The organism is Collinsella tanakaei (assembly GCF_021531055.1).
GTDB classification, from domain to species: Bacteria; Actinomycetota; Coriobacteriia; order Coriobacteriales; family Coriobacteriaceae; genus Collinsella; species Collinsella tanakaei_B.
Map to the genome: position 1 here is coordinate 67928 of NZ_JADYTL010000004.1, position 27000 is coordinate 94927.

Below are 27000 nucleotides of genomic sequence, written 5' to 3' on the forward strand. Positions count from 1 at the left end.
CCGCGAATACTTGGGAAGGCTGCCATGTACCGCATCACCAAACCCCTGAACCATAACGCCGTACTCGCCTTCGACGTCGACGATGGGCACGAGTATCTGGTCGTGGGCCGAGGAGTGGGCTTCGGCCGTAAGCCCGGCGAGCGCGTGGAGGGTTTCGAGTGCGGAGGCGAGGTTCAACGTTATCTGCTTTCGCAGGATGCGGGCGGACGCGGTGCGGCGCGCGAGGCGATCGAGCGGTTGGATCCTCGCGTGCTGGATGCTGCCGAAGATATCTACGGGGAAGGGCGTGCGGTTTTCGGAACGCTCGATCCGGAGATGCTGCTGCCGCTCGCCGACCATCTTGCTTTCGCCGTCGCGCGGGCGCGCGACGGACGCGCGGTGACCAATCCGCTGACCGAAGATATACGGGCGCTTTTTCCTCGTGAGTTCGAGATCGCCGCGCGCGGCGTGACACGGCTGGGGGAGACTTTGGGGCTGTATTTGGGTGACGATGAGGCGGGATTGGTCGCGCTGCATGTGCACGCGGCACTCGACGACACGCACGTGAGTCAAGCCATGACCATAGCGCAGATCACCCATTCGTGCATCGAGGCGGTCGAGCGCATCGCCGGGTCGCCGGTGAACACCTCCTCCATGGATTACAACCGCCTCATGACGCATGTGAAGTACATGGCCGCGCGCATTCTGCGTGGCGAGCGCCTGACGATAGACGTGAACGATACGATCCGCTCGAGTGCGCCGGAGAGCTATGCCATCGCCGAGCAGGTGTGCGCCGAGGTGGAGCAGGCGTTCGGTAAGCCCGTGAGCGAGCTGGAAGCCGGCTATCTGGCCATGCATATCGCTCGCGTGGTCGGGCGGTGAAGCTGCCTCGTTCCACTCGGGGTGCATCACATGCGAAAACGTGAAAACGTCTGACGTGAAAACGTCAGACGTTTTTCCATTTAGGCGTCAGTAGTAGAGCTTGAACAGATATTCCAGCGTGCTGTCGTAGACGTCCTCGTCGGGGACCCATTCGCCGTCGCGCTGCACGAAATCGAGGCCCGCATATTCCATGGTGTGCGTGGCGTCGGCGTACGTTTCGAGGGTGCCGGCATAGAGTTCCTGGATGAAGGCGCGGTCCTCGTCGCTCAGCGTGGCGTCGTCCTCGTCGAGCAGTCCGCGGTCGTCCAGATACTCGAAGACCTCGGGATAGAAGTCATTGCGCCACGAGTCGATATCGGCAAGTTCGATATCGAAATACGACGAGCCGGTGGCCTCATCGTCCTCATCGATGGCGGAGAACGCATAGACGTCGTGGATCTGATAGTCGACGGTATGGAGCGCCCACGCCGCGTACTCGGCAGGGTCGATTCCCGCATCCTCGACGGTAAAGCCGGTCAAGTTCTCGAAATCCCACGTGAAGTACTCGATGATGCTCGTCTCGGCGGTGCCACCGGGCTCGTCGAGCGCCTCCAGCGTGTCGATCGTCGCCTGCTCGACCGCCTGCTCATCGGCATCGAGTTCGTCGGAGTCGTACTCGTATTCGTAGTCGTAGTCGTAATCATCGACGTCGTCGTAGTCGTCGAAAGCATCGAATGGCGATGAGTGATTCAAGGTGAGGTCGTATACGGCTTCGGAGATGCAGCTTCCGAGTGCTCCGAAGATGGAAAGCGCGGCGACCATGATGATGAACGCGGTGATGCAGCCGCACCCCTTCTTGCCACGCGAATCGGCATTCCGGGGTCGCTTGGGCAAGATCGGCTTGCTGCTTTTGCGCGGTCGACGGCGCGCGGGTGCCTCTTCCGTCGTGTCGGGAGCATCGTAGTTGTCCGGCCGTTTGACGGGGCTTTCGTAGCCCTCTTCGGGAAGCCCGCAGACGTGCCCGTCATCGAATCCGTCGCGCGCGGGGTCGTTGCTCGGCAGCTCCCATGGCAGCTCGGGTTCGCCGGCGTTGAAGGGGTCGATCTGCGACGGGCGACGCTTTGCCATGGTGCCTCCTCGAGGTTGAAGCGTGCGTTGACACCAGTATACGGACGACGCGTCGGGTAAACGTTGCGAGAGGTGCTGAGCGTACCAAGTCCTTACGTATGCGGATACTCCCCAAACATGTGGGATATCCGCCTCCAGGCGAAAAAACGTCAGACGTCATTTCACATCGTCGACGGCGGCTATCCCTTTGGCGAAACGCTCTGGCAAAACGGGCGCTTTGGTCGTAGGCTGGATGTACTGCGCTGCCCGCGCGCCCTGCGGTCGACAGGAGGCACCATGGCCATCGAACAGCTCAAAGCGTACGATTCCGAACTTGCCGACATGATCGATGCCGAGCTTGCCCGTCAACGCGATAGCATCGAGCTGATCGCATCGGAGAATTTCACGAGCCGTGCGGTCATGGAGGCGCAGGGCAGCGTGCTTACCAACAAATATGCGGAAGGCTATCCGGGCCGTCGCTATTACGGAGGCTGCGAACAGGTCGATCGCGTCGAGGAGCTCGCCCGTGCCCGTGCCTGCGAGCTGTTCGGCTGCCGCTTTGCCAACGTCCAACCGCATTCGGGTGCCAACGCGAACCTCGCCGCCTACGCGGCCCTGCTCGAGCCGGGCGATACGGTGCTCGGCATGAGTTTGGACCAGGGCGGCCATCTCACGCATGGCAGCCCGGTCAACTTCTCGGGCAAGCTGTACCGCTTCGTGCCCTACGGGCTGAACCTCGAGACCGAGACGATCGACTACGACGAGCTCGAGCGCCTGGCCGCGGCGGAGCGTCCGGCCCTGATCGTGGGCGGCGCGTCGGCCTATCCGCGCGTCATCGATTTCGAGCGCTTGGCGTCCATCGCCCACGGGGTCGGCGCGCGCCTCATGGTCGATATGGCACATATCGCGGGGCTTGTGGCTGCGGGCGCCCATCCCTCGCCGGTGCCCTATGCCGACGTGGTGACCTCGACGAGCCATAAGACCCTGCGCGGACCGCGCGGCGGCTTTATCCTCACCAACGACGAGGAGCTGGCACGCGCGATCGACAAAGCGGTGTTTCCGGGGACGCAGGGAGGCCCGCTTATGCACGTGATCGCCGGCAAGGCGGCGGCGTTCGGCGAGGCCCTGCGGCCCGAGTTCGCCGACTACATCGCACATGTGGTGGAAAACGCGGCGGCGATGGGCGAGGGGCTGGTCGCAGGTGGACTGCGCTTGGTGTCCGGCGGGACCGATAACCATCTGTGCCTGGTGGACCTGACGCCCGCCGACGTGACCGGGCGTGATGCCGAGCGTCTGCTGGAGCACGTCGGGCTGACGGTGAACAAGAACTCGATTCCGGGCGAGCCGCGCTCGTCGTTCGTGACGAGCGGCATCCGCGTGGGGTCGGCCGCCGCGACGACCCGCGGCTTTGTGCGCGACGAGTTTTACGAGATCGGTGAGCTTATCGCCCGTGCCGTGTTCCACGCCGACGACGAGGCCGTACTCGATGGGATCCATGCCCGCGTGACCGAGCTGCTTGCCGTCCATCCGCTCTATCCGGATCTGGGGTAGGGGTTGCATCTCGTTCAGTTCAAGCGTTTTTTCGTCTGAAATCAGTGCCGCGGTCACGCGAGGTCGTTTATGGTTCGGTTTATTCGGAGTCTTTCGAGTAGCTGGCGCATGTCGGTGAAAGAACAAGCAGGTAAATTATGGTGCCCGAAATCGGTCTACTCGAAGGGGCCTCGATAAACCGAACCGTAAAGGGCTACGTGTGTCTGGGTGTCCGTGTTTGAACAGGAAAGCGGGCCTGTAGGCCCGCTTTCCTGCTCGGTTTCTCGTGGAGACGGCGAATCCTTACGCGAAGACAGCCCCGCACTACCCCCAGAAGCTGTCGTTATCGTCGCCGGGTCCGCGGTCGACGTAGATCTTGTGCGTGCGCTTCTCGAGCACGAACGCTGCGATCGCGAAGATGACGATGCCTGCTACGAACAGGACGGCAACGCCCTCACGGGTGCCGAACAAAAAGGAAAAAAACGCGTCCATATGATGCCTTCTCGCCTTCTCGGTCTGGGGAAAACTCACATAAGTATATACTTGCCAGTGCACAGTCATGCCGCTCGTCCCAATTGCACATCAAGTGCGGGGCGGGTTCATAGCAACCGGAGGCATCATGCTAGACATCAAGTTCGTTCGCGAGAATCCCGATGCGATCGATACCGCCATGGCCAATCGCCAGACGTCGTGGGACCGCGAGAAGTTCTTCGCGCTCGATGACGAGCGCCGCTCCGTGATCACCGAGGTCGAGGAGCTGCAGGCCACGCGCAACGCCGAGTCCAAGAAGATCGGCGCCCTTATGCGCGAAGGCAAGCGCGACGAGGCCGAGGCCGCCAAGGAGGCCGTGCGCGAGGTCAACGAGAAGATCGACGGCCTTGCCACGCGTCGCTCCGAGCTCGAGGCGCAGCTCAACGACTTCATGGCACATCTGCCCAACCTGCCTTACGAGGCTACGCCGGTGGGCGTGGACGAGACCGAGAATCCCGAGCGCCGTCGCTGGGGCACCCCGCGCGACTTTGCGGCCGAGGGCTTCGAGGCCAAGCCGCATTGGGATCTCGGTACCGACCTGGGCATCCTCGACTTCGAGCGCGGCGCCAAGCTGTCAGGCGGCCGCTTCACCGTGCTGTCGGGTGACGGCGCGACCCTCGACCGCGCGCTCGAGAGCTTCTTCCTGAACACGCATCTCGCCGCGGGCTTTCGCGAGTTCATCCCGCCGGTGGTCGTGAACCGCGAGATCATGTACGGCACGGGCCAGCTGCCCAAGTTCGAGGACGATGCCTATCATGTGGGCGACGATCAGTTCCTGATCCCCACCGCCGAGGTCGTGCTCACCAACCTGCATGCCGGCGAGGTGCTCGACGCCGCCGACCTGCCGCTGTGGTACACCGCGGGCACGCCGTGCTTCCGCGAGGAGGCGGGCTCTGCCGGTCGCGACACGCGCGGTATCATCCGTCAGCATCAGTTCACCAAGGTCGAGATGGTCAAGTTCGCCACGCCCGAGACCTCCGATGACGAGCTCGAGAGCATGGTCGCCGAGGCCGAGCACATCCTGCAGCTGCTCGAGCTGCCGTATCGCGTGATCAGCCTGTGCACGGGCGATCTGGGCTTCTCTGCGCGCCAGACCTACGATATCGAGGTGTGGCTGCCGAGCTACAACAGCTACAAGGAGATCTCGTCGTGCTCCAACTGCGGCGATTTCCAGGCACGCCGCGCGAACATCAAGTATCGCGACCCCGAGCACTTCAAGGGCACGCGCTTCGTCCACACGCTGAACGGTTCCGGCCTGCCGACCGGTCGCACCATGGCCGCCATCATGGAAAACTACCAGAACCCCGATGGCTCCATCACCATCCCCGAGGTGCTTCGCCCCTACATGGGCGGGCGCGAGCGCATCGAGCCGCGCGCGTAGGAAACGCGGCATTCGCTGAATGGGAAACGGCGGTCGGCTTCGTGCCGGCCGCCGTTTTTGCTGCGTCGGAGATGGGTTGAGCGACAGGGCAGTCTAGCGTCCCCAGCGCTCGAAGAAGGTCACGGCGTTGTCGTAGCAGAGCTTGCGCGTGATCTGCTCGCCGAAGCGGCGGACGAACGTTTCCTGCAGCTGGGGCATCTTGGATGCCGACGAGATACAGGTCGGCAGGTCGGTGCCGTCGAAATCGCTGCCGAGCGCGACGATGTCCTCGCCGTCGAGATCGAGCCAGTGCTCGATATGGCGGCACAGGTCATCCTCGGTGGGCTCGTGCGTCGGCGCATCGTCGCGCAGGAAGTCCGGACAGTAGTTGAGGCCGACCAGGCCACCGCGGTCGCGGATCTCGGCGAATTGCGCGTCGGTGAGGTTGCGCAGGTGCCCGCAGACGGCGCGGCTGTTGGAATGGCTCGCGACGAACGGGCGCGTTGCCAGGTGGACGACATCGGCGAAGCAGACGTCGTTGAGATGCGAGACGTCGAGGATCATGTGCTCGGCTTCCATCTGGCGGATCGCCTCGGCGCCGGCAGGGGTGATGCCGGCGTCGGCGACGTCGTGGCCGCTTGCCAGCGGACCCTGGGCATTCCAGCTGAGCGAGGCCATGAGGACGCCGTCATGCGCCGCGTCGTGGACGGCAGCGCCATCGAGTGCGAAGAAGCGTGCGTTTTCGACCGTGTAAACGGCGACGTGCTTGCCCGCCTCGAGTGCGGGGCGGATCTCCGATGCGTGGCGCACCGTGACGATACGGTCGGCGTTGCGGGAGACCTCGTGCTCGAGATGGTCCATGACCTGGTGGAAGAAGGTGCGGGAAAGCTCAGGGGAGAACTCGTCGTAGACGAAGCAGGCGAAGCACTGCGCCCATGGTACGCTTCCCATCGCATCGAGCGAAAGATGGCAGCCGTTGTGCGCGAGCTCGGTGTAGGGTGTGGGGTCGCAGCCGTCGGGGTCGTACAGGTCGTTGCCGGCGATCTGGCGGATCGCTTGGTCGAGCTGCGGCCATGCCAGGCGGTCGGCGGTGTCGCAGTGAAGGTCGAACACAGGGTAGCTCATGGGTCTCCAATCATCTTGTCGTGAATAGCCTATCACTGAAACGGGTTCTGGCAAGAAAAGGAATCGAACAAAAGTTCTCACGAACACATGTTCTATTTTAGGGTATACTGCTTGGTGAACGGGATTGGACGAGCAGGGGAGGTCACGATGGCGGAAAAGCGGTTGATGCATGCGATGTTGTTCGATAGCCAAGAGGGGGAGGAGGATCTGCGCATCGATTGCGCGATCGACGATGAGGGCAGCCTGCATGTGATGCAAGTGAGTTCGGGACCGTTGACGTCGTGGTGCTTTGAAGAGCCCGAACATTCGGTCGAAACGATCGTTCCGGTGCAGAGCGTGAGCGGACTTCTCGATCATCTCGAGCTCGACACGCCGGGGCAATTGCTCGCCGCCTTGCAGATCGACTATGCGGGGCGCTATGAGGCATCGCAGCTTATCCGGTCGCTCGTGCGCGAGGCAGGAGGCGAGTACGAGGTCGTGGAGCATGCCGTGCAGCGATGAGCGGGTAAAGCGTGCATGTTTTGACCCCCTTTGTGCATACTGGTGCGGATGGGGCGAAGGTGCGCCTCTGGTGGCGTTTGATGCCGATCGGGTGGGACGGAGTGTCTCCAAGGTCCTTGTCTATGACGTTTTCGCAGGTCAGGATATACGGCAAAATTTTTTTCAAAAAAGTTTTGATTTGCGCTTGACGGTATAGGGGGATGATGGCATTATATTCCGTGCGATGCGGCGTTACCTCAGCTGGATAGAGGGTCTGACTACGAATCAGAACGTCACAGGTTCGAATCCTGTACGCCGCACCAGTTGAACTTGAAAGGTGCTCTTCGGAGCACCTTTTTTGTTATCGGTTTGGCGTGTCGGCGCCGGCGGTTATGCCGTAAGAGGTTTCGCAGCCAAACCCCGGTGCGGCCCGTCGCCGAAAAAGCTACCGCGTGCGCATCATCTCGCAGCACAATGGGCATAGTTCAAAACAACGGTGTGTGAAGCGTATAACGAGGGCGGCCTGGCGATGGCAGTGGAACCGACGATCAAACTCTCTTTTCTATCACGGCGCAAGCGCCTACCTGTTTTGCCTGACCAGCCGCTGGATGCCACGTACGGCATCGTATGGGGTACCGATACGCTGCCGGCGCGAAGCCTGTGCCGGATCGTGCGCTTTATCGATCGCACGCAAGCCGTCGTGCTGGGATATATCGCCAAGGGCGGACGTGTGTATCGGGCATCGACCCCGTTTGTCGCCGAGCCCGATAACGACAACCTCGATCTTGTTTTGGTGAGAGGCGTCGACGAGAAGGTGGGCGAGGTGTATGCCCGTGCCACCGACGGTTCGATGGTACGGGTCAGCGAGTTCAAGGGGTCGCTTTCCGGTACGATGCGCGAGGTGGCAGACGATACGACGTGGAACACCGAGCGAAGCCTGCTGTACCAGGAATTCATGGCCACTATGTTCCTGCGGCACTGCGTGTTCAATCCGCATGTCGCCTCGAAGTCCGCGATGCCCGGTCCGATACCGCGGTGCGAGAAGCTCGACGAACCGGTCGAGCTGTTCGCCGACATGGGCAAGATGGCGCTGCCCGATGCGATCGAGTCTTTGCTGTATCGCATCAGGATGAAGGAACAACCGGCGGGGATCGAGCGGTTCGCGGGGCGTGTCCTGTCGCGTATCGATCTGCAGCGCCTTCGGACCGAGGTCGCCTCGCGTGGCGTGAAGCTTATCCGCACTGAGCGCACCGGTGGCATCTACCTGGTCTTTGACCACGAAGGTATCGCGCCGGAGCAGGAGGCGTTCCTGCTGTCCGTCGAGACGGCGCTCAACCGGATCGCCCATGTGCTCGCCTCGATCGGATGCGGTTTCGCACCCGCCTCCTATTCGCCCTCCGAGGCGTCCTGCGCGGTGCTCGATCGCACGACGTTCGAGGGGATCACGGCGCATGTGGATACACTGATCGGCGGCGCTCCTGTCGAGGATTGCGATCTGCGGACGCTGGGAAGTGTGCGATGCGAGCCGGGAGGCGAATGGGATACCAGGGCGACGCTGGCGACGCTGTGCGAGGGTCTGAACCTTATCGTGAGGCTGGACTATCGCTTTGGTGTGCATATGGACGATGGCGAGATTTCGATTCGCTTTGTGCGACCCGATCTGCTGTCGATGCCCGCCGAGTCGTACGAGGAGCGTTTCGGCAGTTGGCGCGTCCTGCCCGATGACCAGCGCGCCCGCATGGCTCGCGAATATGCGAGCCGCATGTCGCTCGTGCTCGCCGCCGCGGCGTTCGCATCGAATCTGAATGTGACCCGATGCGTGATCGGGGAGCGGACGCTTGCCGGCGAGGAGCCGGTGGTTCGGGCGTTTGATCGTATCGAGTTCATGGCGACGCTGGTTCCGCTCGCGCGCGAGCTTGTAGGCGCATCGCTTGCGGATCTTGGGTGCGTCGATGCGTTGCGGCGGTTCGAGGTGGAGCAGGACGCTCTGCGGATCGGGTCTCCTGCGTTGCGGCTGGCACCGATGGACGACGATCGACGGTTGCCGGATGGCCTGCGCGATCTGCTGCTGGCGGATTGCGCGAACGAGCTCGAGGTCGACGACGACCTGCATGATGCCCTGCGCGGGCGGTTCGACGCCGCGCGGTCCGTCATGGCCGAGGACCCGCTTCGCGCCGAGCAGGAGTTCAACGAGATCATCGAGGAGGCGCAGGCATCCTGCGTGGCGGCGGAGCTGCTGGAATCCCACCCCGTACAGACGCAGTTCTGCGAGAACCACCTGGGTCGGATCATTCTGCCGATATTTGTGGGAGACACCGCGACGCGCATCCATCGGGCGCCCGACGCGCTGTTCTTTGCCCAGTTCGATCTGTGCAACATGTATGCGCAGGTCGGGGCATACGAACGGGCGCTGCCCTTGGCGCGCCACATGCTCGATATGGCGACGACGTCGATGCAGGCGCACTTCACGCTGGTCAACGTGCTGGCGCGGCTGGAGATGTTCGATGAGGTCATCGAGGTGGCAAAGCACGGGCTGCGGGCCACCTACGATACGGATGCTGCAGCGTACCTGTTCTACCGCATGGCGTTCGCGTACTGGCGGCGCCGTGAGCGCGAGATCGCCTTGGCCTGTTATCGGCTCGTCCCGCAGGGAAGACGGATCAGCCATGTCGCCCAAGAGGAGATGCGTGAGCTCATGCGCGCCATGGGGCGGGTGGAGCCGCTCGCCTTCGACGAGGCGGTGGCGATCTTGCAGGCAGCGGACGTGCCGATTCCACCGACCGAGGAACTGTTCTGTCAGGTCGCCGATGCGGCAGTCATGCTGACCGACAGCGGTTTTCCGTTCCTCGCAGGCCGCTGCGCCTACGTCGCATGGCAGATGCGCGGCTCCGACGAGCTGAACGCGGTGAGCAGGTCGCTGCTACCGTAAGATCCATGGAGGCACGGCGGGAATATGGCTTCATCCATGTGATGGGCGCGAACGGTTCCGGTATCGATGCGCCATTTGGCGTCGCATATGGTTTAGGGTGCGGTTTATTGTCGGACCTATCGGTAGACACAAAAACAGGGTTGCCGATAACCTGCGGTTTCTTTCGGATCATTGCCTCGGCTACTCGCAAGGTCCTCGATAAACCGCACCATAAATGCCATCGCGAGCTTTCGGCTTCGCAGCCCAGCGGTTTCCCAAGAAAAAAGCCCGGTGCCGCAGGGGCATCGGGCTTCAATCTCAAACTGGCGGAGAGCTGGGGATTCGAACCCCAGATTCCCTTGTGGGGAATACTCGCTTAGCAGGCGAGCACCTTCGGCCTCTCGGTCAGCTCTCCGTAACAGCCGCAATATCATAGCGCACCTACGTCCGCTTGTTCAAGGGATTTTTGGTCGATAACGATATCCTCGCGATATGCACGGATGGCGTCCCAGGAAAAGCGGTCGATGAGCTCCTCGGCGCTCCGGGGACGCGGGTCCTCGACGATGCCCGTCGCGTGGGCGAGCCAGCCGAGCAGCGCCTCCGGCCTGCCGAATCGCTCGCGCAGGCCTTCCATGTCCAGATCGCGGTCGCGCTTGGACAGCCGCCTGCCTTCGGGCGCGATCAGGAGGGGGACGTGGGCGTAGGTCGGGTGCGGATACCCGAGCAGGGTTTGCAGGTACATCTGCCGCGCGCACGAATCGAGCAGGTCACGGCCGCGGACGACCTCGGTGATCCCCATCTCGCCATCGTCGACGACCACGGCGAGCTGGTAGGCGAAGACGCCGTCGCTGCGACGGACGAGGAAATCCCCGCATTCGTGCGCAAGCGTCGTGCGTTGATCCCCATAGGTACGATCGAGGAAGGTCACGATGCCTGTCGGGTCGGAGGCGTCCGGTACGCGCAGCCGGCATGCCGGGGGTCGGACCTTCGAGCGTTGGGCGATTTCCTGGGGGGAGAGGTCGCGGCAGGTACCCGCGTAGATGGGCGTGCCGTCGCTTGCGTGCGGCGCGCTTGCCGCATGGAGCTCCGCCCGCGTGCAGAAGCAGGGGTAGGTGAGGCCCGCCGCGCGCAGCCTATCGAGGGCATCTTGGTAGAGCTCGATCCGTTCGTGCTGGCAGACGGGCTCTCCGTCCCAGTATAGGCCGAGCCAGCGGAGGTCTTCGAGCAGCAACTCGGTCCACGGCCCGCCCTGCGTGCGCGGATCGAGATCCTCGATGCGCATGACGATGCGCCCTCCTTGCGAGCGGGCAGACAGCCAGGCGACGAGGGCTGAATAGATGTTTCCCAGATGCATGCGGCCGGAGGGGGACGGCGCAAAACGTCCGACGACGGGCCGCGAGGCGGTGTTGGTGGCGGTATCGGTATCCATGGGCAAGAGTATAGCGAGCCGACGCGCGGCGTCCTGCGGAAACGAAAACGGCCGGCGACGGAGTGCCCGTCACCGGCCGCGAACTCACATCGCCGCGCAGATTACATGGGCAGGGCGGTCTGCGGGGTGTAGACGCGGGTCTGGTACTCGCGGTCCAGGTCGTACAGGCCCTTGGGGTCGCCGCCGAACAGCTTCATGTTGGTGATCATGTCACGGGCGTTGGTCTCCTCCTCGCCCTGCTCCTTGACGAACCAATCGAGCATCTGCATCGCGCGGATGTCGTGCGCCTCGTGCGCGACCTCGTAGCAGTGATGGATGAGGCTCGTCACGTACTCCTCGTGCTCGAGGCCGGCCTCGAGCGGGGCGAGGTCGTTGTCGAAGGTCTTATCGGGCTGGGCGATGGCCTTCATCGTGGGCTTGTAGTCGTTGTCCAGCAGGTAGCGGCGCAGCGCCATGGCGTGGTCGGTCTCCTCCTTGGCTTGGATCTCGTACCAGTTGGCGAAGCCCTTGAGACCGCGGTCCTCGTAGTAATCGGCGAACGTGAGATAGAGGTAGGCGGAGTACAGCTCCTTGTTGATCTGGTCCTCCAGAACCTCGGCGACCTTGGTGTCGATGGCCATGTGCGATTCTCCTTACTCGCGCTACTGCCTGCTGAAAGGCAGCGAACTTGTACACTTTATCGAGTATACCCCCTTGCGCGGACGGCGATTCGGGGAGTGGGGCGGATGGTCGCGTTCGCACGTTCGCCCATACGGTGGGGCCTTTCGGCGCGATTGGGTACAATGAGCGACGATGTGCCACATATCGCCTGTCGGGAGGTAGGACATGTGCTCCCTCGCAAGAACGCGTGAATGCCGCTTCCGTATGCCGTGGTTGCTCGCGATGACGCTCGCCGCGCTGTTCCTCGCGTTGCCCGCGGTCGCGTTCGGCGTCGAGATGCCGCGCGTCGACATTCGGGCGACGGTGCAGGCCGACGGCTCCCTCATGGTCGAGGAGGCGCGCACGTTCGAGTTCGACGACGACGTCAACGGCGTGTACTGGACGATTCCCTACGCGCGCAACGAACAGGGCAGCGCCTCGTCGATCATGGTGTTCGACGTCGAGGTCTCCGAGGACGGCAAGGCCGTGCGCTACGAGCCGGCGCAAGATGCCGAATCAGGGGATGCGGGCGTGTACATCGTCGAAAACGAAGGCGATTCGATCGAGCTCAAGGTGTTCTCGCCGCACGATGACGGGGAGACGGCGACGGTCTCGCTGACCTACGAGCTCGACGGTGCGGTCATGGCGTGGTCCGATACGGCCGAGCTGTACTGGCAGTTCGTCGGGCCCGGATGGGAGGACGATTCGTGCGACGTGAGCCTGACGGTCGCGTTCGCCGGCGCCTCGTCCGCCGCCACGGATGGTGAGCAGGAGCTGCGCGCATGGGCGCATGGCCCGCTGGATGGCAGTGTGAGCGTGCAAAACGACGGGGAACCCCAGGTGAGCTGCACCGTTCCCCAGGTGCAATCCGGGCAGTTCGCCGAGGTCCGTGCCGCGTTCCCGACATCGTGGGTGCCCGGCATGGATGCCTCCGGCGAGGCTCGGCTGGACACGATCTTCGCCGAGGAGCAGGATTGGGCGGATGAGGCGAACGACCGCCGCGAGCAGGCGCGCGTGCTCGCCGGAGTGGGAAGCGCGGTCCAGATCGGCCTGCCGGCGCTGCTGCTCGCCGTGACGGCGTGGTACCGCTCCACGCGCGGTCGCAGCCCCAAGCCGATGTTCCAGGAGACCTACCTGCGCGACGTCCCCTCCGCCGACCATCCCGCCGTGATCGCCGCGTTCATGGAGGACGGGACAGTGCCCGACCGGGCGTTCACCGCCACGCTCATGAAGCTCACCGACGAGCGCGCGATCTCGCTGTCGTGCGTCACCGTCGAGGATAAGGGGCTGTTCGGGACCAAGACGCACGAGGAGTACCGGATATCGTTGCTTGACAGGAGCCGTGTCGTCGATCCCATCGACCGCGCGGCGCTCGCCCTGTACTTCGGCGAGGGGGACGACGCCGTGACGGATGTCAGGTTCGATCAGCTCGAAGACCGGGTCGAAGCGGACGGGGAGGTCCTCCGCGATCGCGTGAGCGATTTCAAAGCGGAGATCGGTGCGGTGCTCGAGCAAAAATCGCTCGTGACGTCGCGCGGTTCGAAATTCTTGGTGGCGTGCGCCTCGCTCGCCGCGTTTTTCGGCGTCGCGTCGCTTCTCTTTTTCATCGAGAGCGACTTCGTCAATCCGGCTGCCTTCGCCATCTCGGTCGCGTGCATCGTGGCGATCGTCGTGCTCGTGGCGACGTTCAAGGTGCGCTCCGCGGAGGCTTCGGAGCTGCGCGCGAGGTGCGAGGCGCTCAAGCGGTGGCTCGAGGACTTCACCCGACTTGACGAGGCGGTTCCATCCGATCTGGTGCTGTGGAACAGGCTGCTCGTGATGGCGGTCGCCCTCGGCGTATCCGACGAGGTGATCCGCCAGCTCGCCGACGCGGTGCCGCGAGAGATGCGCCAGGATGCCTACGGCGACTACTACTATCCCATGTACTGGTGGCTGTATCCCCACGGGTCGCACCGCAGCGCGGCAAGCGAGTTCCAAGACGTGCAGAGCGAGACCATGGGCGCTCTCGCCATGAGCCTCGACAGCTCGGGATCGGGTCTGGGCGGCGGCTTCTCGGTCGGCGGCGGCGGAGGCGTCGGCGGCGGAGGCGGCGGCACGTTCTGATGCGCGCCGCGATGGCGCTTCATACGGTGCGATGAAAAGGAAAACGGCTCCTTTCGGGGAGCCGTTTTCCGTGGAAGCCGATGCGCTTCCCGTATGCCTGTTCGGGAGGTCCCGAACGTATCCGAGCAGCTCCGCGCTGTCCTTCGCGATGCTGCGGGATAACGATCATGCGGACAGATCGAGTCCGTAGAGGTACAGCTCGCGCGGCAGAAGATGGCGCTCCTCGCGCGTCGAGCGATGCCTGCCCAGGCGCGTGAAGCCGCGATACTCGTAAAACGACCAGGTGCAGCTCGTGTCGGTGAACAGGTACGCGCAGGTGGTCCCATGCGAGGAGAGGTAGGAGAGGGCGGCGTCGAGCAACACCGAGCCGATACCGGTGCCGCGCGTCTCGGCGCCGACGGCGAGCAGCGTGATCTCGCCTGCCGCCTCGCCCAAGGAGGCGCGTCGCAGCAGCTCGGCGTTGACGCGGTCTTCCAGCTCGGAGAAACGGGCGCGCACCTGCGATGCCCGCGGATCCATGCGGCGCATTTGCTCGAGGAAGTCGCGGTCGGTTTGCTCCCAGCGGCCGGAGCGGTCGGTCTCGGCGTTTGCCGCGCGGGCGAGCACGATGCCGCTCGGGGCATCGTCCACGACCACGACCTGGGAAAACGTGGAGTTCGAGAGCGAGTAGGCGAGGTCGTCGCAGGCCTCGAGGAAATTGTAGGCCTCGATATCGGACCGGTCGTGCCAGATGCCCTGCAGCACGGAGGCGATGGCGTCGAAATCGGTCTCCTCGAACGGTCGATACAGGACCCGTGAAACCATGGTCGCCTCCTTTTCGTCTCGAGCATCCGATGCGTGGACTGACATGTGAAAACATGTGAAACCGCGTCTGATGATCGTCCACATGTCACATGTTGTTTGTAGCACCTGGGGACGGGTGAAATATGGTGCCTTCGTGTCGTCACAGGTTCCGCGTCATCCGTTCGCCATGGTCCGCACATCCCTCGGGAGATTCTTCGCAACAAGGCGGATGCGGACTTCGCCATGCGGTACATTAGAGGCGTGCACATGCGTCCGCTGAAGGCCCAGACCGCTGCGGGCGCCAACAGAAGGAGGGGTTGCATGGCAACAGACGTCAAGATCAAGCGAGCGCTGATCTCGGTGACCGACAAGACGTGGGTCGTCGAGTTCGCGCGGGAGCTGCAGACGGTCTACGGCGTGGAGATCATCTCCACGGGCGGTACGGCCCGCGCGCTCGAGGAGGGCGGCGTGAAGGTCGTGCCCATCGAGGATTACACCGGGTTCCCCGAGATGATGGACGGTCGCGTGAAGACGCTGCACCCCAAGGTGCACGGTGGCCTGCTCGCCCGTCGCGACGATCCCCAGCACATGGCCGAGGCGGCAGAGCACGGCATCGGCATGATCGACATGGTCGTCGTGAACCTCTACGAGTTCGAGAAGACCGTGGCCAAGCCCGACGTCACCTTCGCCGACGCCATCGAGCACATCGACATCGGCGGCCCCTCCATGCTGCGCTCCGCGGCCAAGAACGCGGATTCCGTGACGGTCGTGTCCGACCCGGCCGACTACGGTGCGGTGCTCGCCGAGATGGCCGAGCACGACGGCGCCACGACGCTCGAGACGCGTCGCCGCCTGCAGCTCAAGGTCTACCAGACCACGGCCGCCTACGACGGTGCCATCGCCGCATGGTTGGGTGCCCATGCCGCCGAGACCGACGCCGTCGCCGCGCCCGCCGCGATCGATCTGCATCTCGAGAAGGTCGACGACCTGCGCTACGGCGAGAACCCGCAGCAGACCGCCGCGGTCTATCGCTTCGCCGACGACTTCGCGGCCAAGGCCTCCTCGGCAAATCCCCTGGTGGGCGCCGAGCAGATCCAGGGCAAACCGCTGTCCTACAACAACTACCTCGACGCCGACGCCGCGTGGAACCTCGTGCGCGAGTTCGACGGCCCGGCCTGCGTGATCCTCAAGCACCAGAACCCCTGCGGCTCCGCCGTGGCCGAGGACATCACCGCGGCCTACGACCGTGCCTTCGCGTGCGACCCCAAGAGCGCCTTCGGCGGCATCATCGCCTGCAACCGCGAGGTGCCCTATGAGCTCGTCGAGCATTTCGCCGACGTGAACAAGCAGTTCGTCGAGGTCATCATCGCCCCGAGCTACACGTCCGAGGCGCTCGAGCGCATGGCCAAGCGCCCCAACCTGCGCGTGCTCGCCACGGGCGGCGCCGAGGGCCATGCCGAGTACGAGCTGCGCTCCATCGACGGTGGCGTGCTCGTGCAGAACGTCGACACCGTCTCCGAGGATCCGGCGACCTTCACCTGCCCGACCGAGCGCAAGCCGACCGACGAGGAGATGGCGGAGCTCATGTTCGCTTGGCGCGTCTGCAAGGGCGTCAAGTCCAACGCCATCCTGGTGTCCAAGAACAACGCCGGTATCGGCATGGGTCCCGGTCAGCCCAACCGTGTCGACTCCGCGCTGCTCGCCTGCGAGCGCGCCGAGGATGCGTGCGAGCGCATGGGCTGGGAGAAGGGCGGCTTCGCCTGCGCCTCCGACGCGTTCTTCCCGTTCCGCGACAACGTTGATACGCTTGCGGCACATGGTGTGACCTGCATCATCCAGCCCGGTGGCTCCAAGCGCGACGACGAGAGCATCGAGGCGTGCAACGAGCACGGCATCGCGATGGTGTTCACGGGAGCCCGCCACTTCCGTCACTAAGGTGCTCGAGCGAGCACGATGGCGAGCCGAGGTGCCGTCGGGCGCCTTGGCGTTGTGGTTGTTTGGTCGAAGGGGCGCACGTCGATTGTTCGGCGTGCGCCCTTTGCCGTCAGCGCCGGGGCGGTGTTCGGAGCTTCTCGAGGCTTGGCGTTGTCGGATAGGCTCGCGACTGTCTGTTGGAACCTGCTACTGACGGTAAAAACTCACTACTGACAGCCGGGACCCACTACTGACAGCCGGGGCCCACTACTGACAACGAGAACTCACTACTGACAGTCGGGGCTCACTACTGACAACGAAAACTCACTACTGACAGATAGGCGCCTATCTCGCCATGTTGTGTCAGTGCTGAGTTTCGACTGTCAGTACTGAGTTCCGGCTGTCAGTGCTGAGTTCCGGCTGTCAGTGCTGAGTTTCGACTGTCAGTACTGAGTTCCGGCTGTCAGTGCTGGGTTCCGACTGTCAGTAGTGGGCCCCGGCTGTCAGTAGGGAGCCCTGTCTGTCGATGGCGGGTTTCGGCTCTCAGCGCTGGGCTTCAGACATCGGTGCTGGGTCTTTGCCGGTGAGGGGGCGTTCCGAGCGTTCCGAGCCGCGGGCTCGGCTCGTCCGTTTCCTCGCGGGCGTGCCGATCGGGATGGGTACAATGGTGCCGTTTGCATATCGAGACCGATGGGGGTGGCGTGTGATGGAGCCGACCGCAAGCGAGCTGTTCGGCAACGCCGAGGACCGGCGTGCGTACGAGGAGTTCTGCGCCAATCAGGAGCAGGTACCGGCCTTTGAGCTCGACCGGCCGGCGCTCGTCTGCCGCTGGCGCATGGCAAAGCGCACGGTTCCGCTGCTCAATCGGCATATCCGCGCCCTGTCGCAGCGCGTGGTCTCCGGCGCGCCGCTCACGCGCAACATGCTCTCGTGGGCAAAGCAGCATGTGGAGTGGTCATTGGCCGATGGGGCCTACGACGACCCGAACGGCGTCCTCATGCTCGTCATCGACGTGAACGGCAACGCCGCGATGACGGTCGGCGCTTACGAACCGCTGTCCGACACATCCGCCGCGGCGCTTACGGACCGCGCCGCCCAGGCGCGCGACGAAGCGGCAAAGACCGGAATCGCCCCCGAGCTGCTCTGCTTTGTGCGCGACGGCGTATTGCATATCGCCGCCGAGCCCGACGAGGTGCTGTGCGGTGCGGGAACCCTGGTGGAGCAGCTGGCTTCCACGCGCGGGTACGCGATCGTCCGCGACGGCGCAGCCGGCCTTGTCGCCACGGGCCCCGTCGCCCTCATCTCCGACGAGCACGGCGTGGTCGTCTCCGAGGAGGCTGCCGGCATCGAGTCGCAGGACACGGCGATGCTGGACTTCTTCGCGTCCGGCATGGCGAAGCTCTACGCGTAGCATCGACTCGGCGTGCGGGCTGGGCGCGCCACCACGATCCCTTACATTGTCGCAACCTGATTGCTCGCCGCGGTGCATCCACCTCAGGCGCGGCATAATGGAACGGACGGTCACCCGTCGCGACCATGCGTATCGAGGAGGCATCCATGCCGCTCATCTACATCGTCGAGGACGACGAGCCCATCCGCACCGAGCTGGCGCAGGTTCTCGAGCGCAACGGTTTTGCGACCGCGTCCTGCTCCACCTTCGACGCCGTGGTCGAGGGCATCGTCGCCGCCCGGCCCGATCTGGTGCTGCTCGACCTGACGCTTCCCGGCACCGACGGCCAGCTCGTCTGCCGAGAGCTGCGTGAGCGCTCCGACGTGCCCATCATCGTGCTCACCTCACGTGTGACCGAGATCGACGAGGTGCTGAGCATGACGATGGGGGCCGACGATTTCGTGACCAAGCCGTACAGCTCGCGCGTGCTGATCGCCCATATCCAGGCGCTGCTGCGCCGTGCGAGCGCGGCGCCCGAACGCAATGTGATCTCGCATAAGGGGCTCGAGCTCGACCTCGCGCGCTCGGTGGCGAGTGCCGAGGGTGGCCAGGTCGAACTCACCAAAAACGAGATGCGCATCCTGGCGCTCCTCATCAATCATGCCGGGACTATCGTCTCGCGTGAGGCTATCATGCGCGACCTGTGGGATTCCGACGCCTTCGTGGACGACAACACGCTGACCGTCAACATCAACCGCCTGCGCAACACACTCGAGAAGATCGGCGTGACGGGGTACCTGTCCACGCATCGTGGGCGCGGCTATTCGGTCTAGGAGCGAGGGGCGCGCATGTCGTATCGGGCGTATCTCAGATCGTCGTTCGTCGGGGCGTTCATCGTGGGCAGCGTCGCGCTGCTCATCTGCTTCGTGCTGGTGGTCGGGGGTGTCGGGTGGCCGCTGGCGCTGTTGGTCACGCTGATGGTGGTCGTCGCGGCCCTCGCGGCGAGCGTCGCGTCGTGGCTGCAGCGCCGTGCGTTCTATACGGACCTCGAGCGCAGCGCCTCCGACGTGCGGCACCCGCTGTGGATCGCCGAGATGGTCGACCGTCCCGACTTCATCGAGGGCGAGCTTACCTACGACGCGCTTCGTGCGATCTCCAAGGCGGCCAACGACGACGTGGCGAGCTATCGCAGGCAGGCGGCTGACTATCGCGAGTACGTCGAGACTTGGGTGCACGAGGCCAAGTCCCCGTTGGCCGCCGCGCATCTGATGCTCGAGAACCTGGTCGGTTCGATGCCCGCCGACGATGCCGCCGACACCGCCCTGGAGAAGGCCGAAGCCCTCGAGGAGGAGCTCGATCGGCTGGAGGGCTATATCGAGCAGGCGCTGTTCTTCGCGCGCTCCGAGACGCTCGATCGCGACTACCTGATCCGCAAGCATCGGTTGGGCGATCTGGTGTCGACGGCGATCAAGGCCAATGCGCGCGTCATGATCGCCACGCGGGTGATTCCCGTGCAGCGTAACCTCGATATCGAGGTGTTCACGGACGATAAGTGGATGGAGTTCATCCTAGGGCAGCTCATCCAGAACAGTGTGAAATACGCTCGCGACGAGGGTGCGACGATCGAATTTCGCGGGGCGGTGGTTGCAGAGGGCATGGCGGATGAGTGCGTCGTGCTGACGGTGTCGGACAACGGATGCGGTGTGCCGGCCGCCGACGTGCCGCGCGTGTTCGACAAGGGTTTTACCGGCGAGAACGGCCGGACGGGAAAGCGCTCGACGGGCATCGGCCTGTATCTGGTCAAGCGCCTGTGCGACAAGATGGGCATCGGCGTCGAGGCGCAATCCGACGAAGGCAGCGGCTTCACGGCGACGCTCACCTTCCCCGCGAACAAAATGCACTACTTCGAACGCGACCCCATAAAAGGCATGGCGCCTTAAAAGGCGCCATGCACATCCTTTTTTACCGTTCCATCGGAGAAGCAGCCGAGGTAAGGCCCGCCCGGGATTCCTCTGGGCCCACATTCCGCAGCTCCGCAGGCGCGAGGACGTGGGCACGGGGGAATCCCGGGCGGGCCCCGGGACCCTCGGTTACTTCACGACCAGGATGTCGCATTCGGTGCTGCGCAGCAGGAACGTCGAGATCGAGCCGAGCAGCGCGTACTTGATCGACGACAGGCCGCGGGCGCCGCACATGACCAGGTCGGGCTGGATCACGTCGAGCATCTCGTCCTTCAGCGTCTCGCGGATGCGGCCGGCTTTGACGATGATCTTCACCTCGGGGATATCGGGGTTCTCCTCGGCCTCATGCACCTGCTCGGCGATGGAGTTGCGGAACGATTCCTCGAGTCCGTTGACCAAATCGACCGGATAGGAGCCCGCGGATTCGAGCGCCGTCGAGTCGATGACATGGCCGATGTAGAGCGTGGCCCCGTTGTTCGCCGCCACCTTGATGGCGCGCGCCAACACGAAGTCCTGCTGCTCGGTTCCGTCGAGCGAGACGAATACCTTGGAATAGCCTTCGTTCATGGTGACCTCCTTGTGCCATGGCGCTACTCGGTAGTCGAGCCGCGTGGTCGAATCTATGCTCCCGTTATACCCGCGCGAGCGCGCCGTCCCCTCATTATTCTGTGAACGATGCTGCTTTTTCCGTTCAGGCGGTCCAAGCGGGCGATAATGGGGTGTCGCATACGATACGTCCGCCTGCCCGGGTCGCGCAGGCTGTTACATGGAAGGCTTTCACCTGTGGATATCATCGAGCTGCTGAAATCGGCGTTTCTGGGCGTCGTCGAGGGCATCACCGAGTGGCTGCCCATCTCCTCGACCGGTCATCTCATCCTGGTCGACGAGTTCATCAAGTTGGACGTCTCCCAAGAGTTCTGGAACATGTTCCAGGTCGTCATCCAGCTGGGTGCCATCCTCGCGGTGTGCGTCCTGTTCTTCCGCGAACTCAACCCGTTCAGCCCGTCCAAGGGCCGTGAGGGTCGCCGCGACACCTGGAAGCTGTGGGGCAAGATCGTGCTCGGCTGCATCCCGGCCGCGGCGGTCGGCATCCCGCTCGACGACTTCATGGAGGAGCACCTGTACAGCCCCGTCGTCGTGGCCGCCGCGCTCATCGTCTACGGCATCGCCTTCATCGTCATCGAGAACTGGCGCGCCCGTCGCCGTCGGCAGATGATCGCGAGTGGCGAGCTCGCGGTGGGCCGTCCTGCCGGGTCGCACTTCGCCGCCCCCGCTCAGCCGGCAACCGACGATGACGGGGACACCGACTTCGGCCGCATCACCACGCTCGAGGACCTCTCCTGGAAGACGGCGCTCGGCATCGGCTGCTTCCAGGTGCTTTCGCTCATCCCCGGCACGTCGCGTTCCGGCTCCACCATCATCGGCGGCTTGCTGTTGGGCTGCACCCGTACCGTCGCCTCCAAGTTCACGTTCTTTTTGGCCGTGCCCGTCATGTTCGGCGCGAGCGCCCTCAAGCTCGTCAAGTACCTGGTTATGGACGGCGGCACCTTCGGCTCCAACGAGATCGGCATCATGGTCGTCGGCTGCCTCACCGCCTTCGTCGTGTCGCTGCTCGCCATCCGCTGGCTCATGGGCTTCGTGCGCCGTCACGACTTCAAGGGCTTCGGCGTGTACCGCATCGCGCTCGGCGTGCTCGTGCTCGTGTACTTCCTCTGTCTCGTTCCCGCCTTGGGCCTGTAGCGACAAGTTGGCGACAAGTTGGTGCCAGGTACAATCTTGTCGCTCTGCGAAAGGGGACGATGCCGGCATGGAGATGATCGCGATCCAGATCGAGATCTTCATCATGACCGCGGTGGGCTACTACCTCGGTCTGCGCAAGACGCTCGACGCGATGACGCGGGCGCATCTGGTCGACGTGATCATGGCCGTGGTGATGCCCGCCTCGATCATCGGCTCGTTCGAGATGGCGATCACGCCGGAGATCCTCAAGATGACGATATCCGTGCTGGCGATCGCCTGCGCCCTGCAGGTGTTCTATGCCGTGTGGAACCACGTGTTCTTCCGCGGGACCGAGGAGAGCCACCGCGCCTGCCTGAAGTACGGCATCATGGTGTCCAACGCCGGGCTCATCGGCATGCCGGTGGCCGAGGCGTACTTCGGCTCGCAGGGCCTGCTGTGCGCGGCGGTGTTTTTGCTGCCGCAGCGCATCCTCATGTGGACCTACGGCGTGAGCATGTTCGCGGGCACCAAGGAGCGCCACGCGGTGCGCCGCGTGCTGCTGCACCCGTGCGTCCTGTCGATCTTCATCGGCTTTGCCGTGATGGCCTGGTACAGCGTGGGCTTCACGCTGCCCGAGCCGATCGTCGGCGCCGTCGACTTCATCGGTGGCTGCAACACGGCGCTCAGCATGTTCGTGGTCGGCGCCATCATCAGCGAGTGCCCGCTGCGCGAGATGCTCGACCGCGAGGCGCTGATCTACAGCTTCGAGCGTCTGATCGCCATCCCCGTCATCGTGGCCGTGCTGCTGCACCTGCTGCCGATCGACGCCTTCTCCGCCGAGGTGGCCGTGCTGCTGTCGGCCATGCCGGCGGCGAGCACCACGGCGATGCTCGCCGAGAAGTACCACGCCGACGCGCCGTTCGCCTCGAAGCTCGTCATGACGTCGACAGCGCTGTCACTTGTCACCGTGCCGCTCGTGACGATCGGTATGCGCCTGCTCTGGTCGCTGTGACGGCGCAAAGCGGCACAATTCGTCTGACAAGATTTCACGCCGGGCGGGGAATCGTTACGGACGAGGTGCGAGGTGCTGGGCCTCGATGGCCTGCGGGTTGACGGCGTAGGCGGGCGCCATGCCGCGCACCAGCACGTCCACGCATGCTTCGAGCGACATGATGCGCAGGTTGTCGGCAGCCTCCACCGAATCGTAGGCCGAATGCGGCGTGACCACGACACGGGGATGGTCGATGAGCCGGCGGTCGGGACGCGTCTCGTGCGCGATGACGTCGAGCCCGGCGGCGCGAATCCGCCCGGCGTCGAGCGCGTCGACGAGGGCCTGCTCGTCCACGACCTCGCCGCGCGCGGTGTTGATGAGGTAGGCGGTCGGCTTCATGAGCGCGAGCTCGCGCGCGCCGATGAGATTGCGGGTCTGCGGGATGAGCGGGCAGTGCAGGCTCACCACATCCGATGCCCGCAGCAGCGCCTCGAGGCTGTCCGCCCGCTCGCAGCCTGCCGCCGCGAGTTCCTCCGCGCTCTTGGTGGGGGCCCATGCGAGCACGCGCATGCCGAGCGACCGCGCGATGGGGACGACGGCCCGCGCGATGCGCCCGAAGAACACGAGGCCGAGCGTGCGGCCCTGCGTCCGGTACGCCTCGTAGCCGACCTTGGGGTCCCAGCCGCCCGCGAGCACGTCGCGGTTGGAAAACGTCACTTTGCGCATGAGATCGAGCATGAGGGCGACGGTGTGGGTCGCGACGTCCTCGGCGCAGTAGCCCGGGCAGTTGGTGACGATGACGCCGCGTTCGGTCAGCCCCTCGATGTCCATGTGGTTGAGGCCGATGGACATGCTCGCCACGATGCGGACGCCGGCATCGGCGATGAGCCCCACGGTGTCCTTGATGGCGGGGGCGAACTCGCCGATCATGCCCTCGCAGCCTTCGAGCTGTCGGGCCGTCGGGGGTACGAAGGGCTCGTGGGCGCATCCGATAAGCTCGATATCGCGTGCGGCATCCAGCTGGTCGAGCAGTTCGCGCGCCCGCGCGCAGTCGCCGTCGAGGGTGTAGTACAAGATCCTGTGCGCCATCGTGCCTCCCGTTCCGTTCGTTCCCAAGTAGTGTAGCGCGCCCGCGGCCGCGGTGGTGCGGGCGGTTTGCGGTTCGGTACGAGATGGGAATATGGTGCCCGCCCCGCCCTTCGCTTCCGCGCGGCCGATCCGCGTCCGCGCGGGCGGCTATACTGATTTGGCTCAACATATGGCACGGCCCGTAGGACGTGCCGGGGCGGGTCGCGGACGCCGCATGGCGCGATCGCAGGCCCGCTCGATTCGATATGCCGGAGGTCGCATCCATGCCGCTACAGCTCCCGTGGGAAAAGAACATGCAGGCCGCCAAGGAGGGCGCGCCGTCCCCGACGACGCCCGCCGCGGGAGCCATGTCCACCGCACCTGCCGCACCTGCCGCGCCTGCGTACGAGCAGGTTCCCCTCGACATCTACGACGCACCCGCGCCCGCACCACAGCGGCCCCATGTCGACATCGACAGCCTCAACTCCGCGCAGCGCGAGGCGGTGCTCACCACCGAGGGCCCGCTGCTCGTGCTCGCCGGCGCCGGTTCCGGAAAGACGCGCGTGCTCACGTTCCGCATCGCGCATATGCTCGCCGATCTGGGCGTTCGCCCGTGGCAGGTGCTCGCAATCACCTTCACCAACAAGGCGGCCGCGGAGATGCGCGAGCGCCTGCAGGGCCTGCTGCCGGGCGGCACGCGCGGCATGTGGGTGTGCACCTTCCACGCCATGTGCGTGCGCATGCTGCGCGAGGATGCCGACCTTCTGGGCTACACGGGCCAGTTCACCATCTATGACGACGACGATTCCCGCCGGCTGGTGCGCGACATCATGACGAGCATGGATATCGATCAAAAGCAATATCCCATCAACATGATCCGCGGGAAGATCTCGGCCGCCAAGAACGCCATGGTGGGCCCGGAGGAGATGGCGCAGCAGGCCGACGACCCCAAGACCGAGAAGGCGGCCCGCGTCTACGCCGAGCTCGAGCGCCGTCTGCGCGCCGCCAACGCCATGGACTTCGACGACCTGCTCGTGCGCGCGCTCGAGCTGCTGCGCACTCGTCCGGAGGTGCTCGACCGCTACCAGGAGCGCTTCCGCTACATCTGCGTGGACGAGTACCAGGACACCAACCACGTGCAGTACGAGATCGCCAACCTGCTGGCAGCCAAGTACCACAACCTCATGGTCGTGGGCGACGACGACCAGTCCATCTACTCCTGGCGCGGCGCGGACATCTCCAACATCCTGGACTTCGAGAAGGATTTCCCCGACGCGCGCGTGGTCAAGCTCGAGCAGAACTACCGCTCCACCGGGCACATCCTCGCCGCGGCCAACGCCGTGGTGCGCCACAACTCGCAGCGCAAGGACAAGCGCCTGTTCACCGATGCCGGCGACGGCGACAAGATCCAGACGTACCAGGCGAGCGACGAGCGTGACGAGGGGCGCTGGATCGCCGCCGAGATCGACAAGCTCCACGCGGGCGGCCTGAGCTACGACGACATGGCGGTGTTCTACCGCACGAACGCGCAGTCGCGCATCTTGGAAGATATGTTCCTGCGCGCCGGCGTGCCGTACAAGATCGTGGGCGGCACGCGCTTCTTCGATCGTGCCGAGATCCGCGACGTCATGGCCTACCTCAAGATGGTCGTGAACCCGGCCGACGAGATGAGCGTCAAACGCGTCATCAACACGCCGCGCCGTGGCATCGGGTCGACCTCCATCGCCAAGATCGAGCTGCTCGCGCAGGAGAACCGCTGCTCGTTTTTCCAGGCGTGCGAGCTCGCGTGCGCCGAGACGGGCATGTTCTCGGCCAAGGTGCGCCGCGGCCTAGGCGACTTCGTGAGCATCGTGCGCGATGCGCGTCGCATGGACGGCGAGCTCAAGGACGTGATCGAGGCTATCGTCGACCGGACGGGGCTGCTGCAGGCGTTTCGCGCCGAGGGCACGATGGAGGCCGAGAGCCGTGCCGAGAACATCCAGGAGTTCCTGGGCGTCGCCGCCGAGTTCGAGGAGACGCACGAGGATATCGAGGGTACACTCGAGAGCCTGGAGGAGCTGCGCGCCGCAGGCGTGGTCGAGGACGCGCCCGCGGCGGCGCCGGCTGCCGAGGACGCCGTTTCGCAGGGTGCCGTCGACGTGCGCGACGCATCGGATGCCGTCGATCCGCTCAACGCGCTCGCCGCGCCGTTGACGTCGGCGCAGGAGGCGCTGGCGGCCGTGATCGCCGGCAACGCGATGGCGGCGGCACCCGCCGAGCCCGTGCACGCCGCCCAGACCGCCGCCGAGATCGAGCGGACGTACGGCGCGCTGGCGTGCCCCGCCCTGCCGGCGCTCATGGAGTGGCTGGCGCTCCGCTCCGATCTGGACGCGCTGTCCGGTCAGACGAGCGCCGTCACGATGATGACGGTCCACTCCGCCAAGGGCCTGGAGTTCCCCGCGGTGTTCGTGGCTGGTATGGAGGAGGGCATCTTCCCGCACGTCGCCGGGTTCGCCGCGGCCGACGATCCCGCCAAGCTCGAGGAGGAGCGCCGTTTGGCCTACGTTGCCATCACGCGCGCCCGCAAGCGCCTGTTCCTCACGTACGCCGCGACGCGTCGCACCTACGGTTCCACGCAGGCCAACCCGCGCTCCCGCTTCGTGAACGAGATCCCCGAGGAGCACATCGAGTTCTCGGGCATCGGGTCATCCGGATTCGAGGGGACCGGCTGGGAGAAGCGCGGCGATCGCCGCGGCACCTTCGGGTCGGGTATGGGATCCGATATGTACGGCGGTCGGGTGTTCGGCTCGTACACGCGCTCGACGGGTGGTAGCATGTCGCGCCATACGGGCATCAGCCCCGATGCCGGCCTCAAGCCCGCGACGTTCGGCAGCGGTCAGGGGGCGGGGCGCAGCCGGCAGCGGGCCGGCGTGTCCCCGACGGTGGAGCAACGCCGCCCTGACGCCACGCGTGCCGCCGAGGTGTTCGCGCCCGGCGACACGGTGAGCCACAAGACGTTCGGCGTGGGCAAGGTCATCTCCGCCGAGGGCGACATGATCGAGGTGCAGTTCGAGAAGAGCGGGCAGACCAAGAAGCTCATGAAGGGCTTCGCGCCCATCGTCAAGCTGTCGTAGACGCTGCGT

The 27000-nt window shown here is 64.7% G+C and carries 21 protein-coding genes and 2 tRNA genes; 14 read left to right on the forward strand and 9 right to left on the reverse strand.

Features of this window, described 5'->3' with window-relative positions; all coding sequences use genetic code 11:
* Positions 1-24: 24 nt before the first annotated feature.
* Positions 25-861 carry a PRD domain-containing protein gene (locus tag I6E04_RS04990; protein ID WP_235422067.1) on the forward strand — a complete coding sequence of 279 codons (837 nt, stop codon included), beginning with the start codon at positions 25-27 and terminating at the stop codon, positions 859-861.
* 87 nt (positions 862-948) lie between these two features.
* Here I6E04_RS04990 and I6E04_RS04995 read toward each other — a convergent pair whose 3' ends face one another.
* Positions 949-1968, reverse strand: coding sequence for a hypothetical protein (locus I6E04_RS04995; RefSeq protein ID WP_235422068.1), 1020 nt, complete (start codon positions 1966-1968; stop codon positions 949-951).
* Positions 1969-2244: 276 nt separating this feature from the next.
* Here I6E04_RS04995 and glyA point away from each other — a divergent pair, with 276 nt between their 5' ends.
* A complete protein-coding gene (glyA, locus tag I6E04_RS05000) occupies positions 2245-3498 on the forward strand; it encodes a serine hydroxymethyltransferase (RefSeq protein WP_235422069.1) in 1254 nt (417 codons plus the stop codon).
* 303 nt (positions 3499-3801) lie between these two features.
* Here glyA and I6E04_RS05005 read toward each other — a convergent pair whose 3' ends face one another.
* A complete protein-coding gene (locus I6E04_RS05005) occupies positions 3802-3969 on the reverse strand; it encodes a DUF6724 family protein (protein ID WP_235422070.1) in 168 nt (55 codons plus the stop codon).
* Positions 3970-4096: 127 nt separating this feature from the next.
* Here I6E04_RS05005 and serS point away from each other — a divergent pair, with 127 nt between their 5' ends.
* The gene (serS, locus tag I6E04_RS05010; RefSeq protein ID WP_235422071.1) at positions 4097-5389 is read left to right on the forward strand and encodes a serine--tRNA ligase; all 1293 of its coding nucleotides are present in this window, start codon (positions 4097-4099) and stop codon (positions 5387-5389) included.
* Positions 5390-5482: 93 nt separating this feature from the next.
* Here the strand turns inward: serS and I6E04_RS05015 are convergent, their stop codons facing one another.
* Positions 5483-6493: a dipeptidase gene (locus tag I6E04_RS05015; RefSeq protein WP_235422072.1), complete on the reverse strand. Its 1011-nt coding sequence runs from the start codon at positions 6491-6493 to the stop codon at positions 5483-5485.
* 147 nt (positions 6494-6640) lie between these two features.
* Here I6E04_RS05015 and I6E04_RS05020 point away from each other — a divergent pair, with 147 nt between their 5' ends.
* The 3 genes from I6E04_RS05020 (at position 6641) to I6E04_RS05030 (ending at position 9902) form a co-directional block, all read left to right on the forward strand.
* On the forward strand, positions 6641-6994 hold the full coding sequence (locus tag I6E04_RS05020; protein ID WP_235422073.1) for a hypothetical protein: 354 nt from the start codon (positions 6641-6643) through the stop codon (positions 6992-6994).
* Between the two features lie 225 nt (positions 6995-7219).
* Positions 7220-7296 (forward strand) — tRNA-Arg (locus tag I6E04_RS05025).
* Positions 7297-7562: 266 nt separating this feature from the next.
* Positions 7563-9902, forward strand: a complete 2340-nt coding sequence (locus I6E04_RS05030; protein WP_235422074.1) for a tetratricopeptide repeat protein — start codon at positions 7563-7565, stop codon at positions 9900-9902.
* A gap of 303 nt (positions 9903-10205) precedes the next feature.
* On the opposite strand, the gene I6E04_RS05035 is transcribed toward I6E04_RS05030, so the two are convergent.
* From I6E04_RS05035 to I6E04_RS05045, 3 genes are all read right to left on the reverse strand, one after another.
* Positions 10206-10296: transfer RNA gene (locus tag I6E04_RS05035), tRNA-Ser, on the reverse strand.
* 15 nt (positions 10297-10311) lie between these two features.
* Complete coding sequence (gluQRS, locus tag I6E04_RS05040) at positions 10312-11310, reverse strand: tRNA glutamyl-Q(34) synthetase GluQRS (RefSeq protein ID WP_235422075.1); 999 nt, start codon at positions 11308-11310, stop codon at positions 10312-10314.
* A 101-nt stretch (positions 11311-11411) separates the two neighbouring features.
* Entirely contained in the window at positions 11412-11930 is a 519-nt protein-coding gene (locus I6E04_RS05045) for a ferritin (RefSeq protein WP_235422076.1), read from the reverse strand.
* 244 nt (positions 11931-12174) lie between these two features.
* Here I6E04_RS05045 and I6E04_RS05050 point away from each other — a divergent pair, with 244 nt between their 5' ends.
* The gene (locus I6E04_RS05050) at positions 12175-14052 is read left to right on the forward strand and encodes a DUF2207 domain-containing protein (protein WP_235422077.1); all 1878 of its coding nucleotides are present in this window, start codon (positions 12175-12177) and stop codon (positions 14050-14052) included.
* Between the two features lie 165 nt (positions 14053-14217).
* Here the strand turns inward: I6E04_RS05050 and I6E04_RS05055 are convergent, their stop codons facing one another.
* Positions 14218-14856 (reverse strand): GNAT family N-acetyltransferase, encoded by a 639-nt coding sequence (locus I6E04_RS05055; protein ID WP_235422078.1) that lies wholly within the window; start codon positions 14854-14856, stop codon positions 14218-14220.
* A gap of 300 nt (positions 14857-15156) precedes the next feature.
* Between I6E04_RS05055 and purH the strand changes: the two genes are divergently transcribed.
* The 4 genes from purH to I6E04_RS05075 all read left to right on the forward strand — a co-directional run bounded on the left by purH (position 15157) and on the right by I6E04_RS05075 (position 20079).
* Complete coding sequence (gene purH / locus I6E04_RS05060; protein ID WP_235422079.1) at positions 15157-16770, forward strand: bifunctional phosphoribosylaminoimidazolecarboxamide formyltransferase/IMP cyclohydrolase; 1614 nt, start codon at positions 15157-15159, stop codon at positions 16768-16770.
* A gap of 685 nt (positions 16771-17455) precedes the next feature.
* On the forward strand, positions 17456-18160 hold the full coding sequence (locus I6E04_RS05065) for a hypothetical protein (RefSeq protein WP_235422081.1): 705 nt from the start codon (positions 17456-17458) through the stop codon (positions 18158-18160).
* A 146-nt stretch (positions 18161-18306) separates the two neighbouring features.
* Positions 18307-18972: a response regulator transcription factor gene (locus I6E04_RS05070; protein WP_235422082.1), complete on the forward strand. Its 666-nt coding sequence runs from the start codon at positions 18307-18309 to the stop codon at positions 18970-18972.
* A 15-nt stretch (positions 18973-18987) separates the two neighbouring features.
* A complete protein-coding gene (locus tag I6E04_RS05075; RefSeq protein ID WP_235422083.1) occupies positions 18988-20079 on the forward strand; it encodes a sensor histidine kinase in 1092 nt (363 codons plus the stop codon).
* 150 nt (positions 20080-20229) lie between these two features.
* Here the strand turns inward: I6E04_RS05075 and I6E04_RS05080 are convergent, their stop codons facing one another.
* Complete coding sequence (locus tag I6E04_RS05080; RefSeq protein ID WP_235422084.1) at positions 20230-20667, reverse strand: universal stress protein; 438 nt, start codon at positions 20665-20667, stop codon at positions 20230-20232.
* Positions 20668-20883: 216 nt separating this feature from the next.
* Between I6E04_RS05080 and I6E04_RS05085 the strand changes: the two genes are divergently transcribed.
* Together I6E04_RS05085 and I6E04_RS05090 are read left to right on the forward strand one after the other, a co-directional pair.
* On the forward strand, positions 20884-21840 hold the full coding sequence (locus tag I6E04_RS05085) for an undecaprenyl-diphosphate phosphatase (RefSeq protein ID WP_235422085.1): 957 nt from the start codon (positions 20884-20886) through the stop codon (positions 21838-21840).
* 67 nt (positions 21841-21907) lie between these two features.
* Positions 21908-22831, forward strand: a complete 924-nt coding sequence (locus tag I6E04_RS05090) for an AEC family transporter (protein ID WP_235422086.1) — start codon at positions 21908-21910, stop codon at positions 22829-22831.
* A gap of 54 nt (positions 22832-22885) precedes the next feature.
* On the opposite strand, the gene I6E04_RS05095 is transcribed toward I6E04_RS05090, so the two are convergent.
* A complete protein-coding gene (locus tag I6E04_RS05095; protein ID WP_235422087.1) occupies positions 22886-23899 on the reverse strand; it encodes a C-terminal binding protein in 1014 nt (337 codons plus the stop codon).
* Between the two features lie 263 nt (positions 23900-24162).
* Here I6E04_RS05095 and I6E04_RS05100 point away from each other — a divergent pair, with 263 nt between their 5' ends.
* On the forward strand, positions 24163-26991 hold the full coding sequence (locus I6E04_RS05100) for an ATP-dependent helicase (RefSeq protein WP_235422088.1): 2829 nt from the start codon (positions 24163-24165) through the stop codon (positions 26989-26991).
* The last annotated feature ends 9 nt before the right edge of the window (positions 26992-27000 follow it).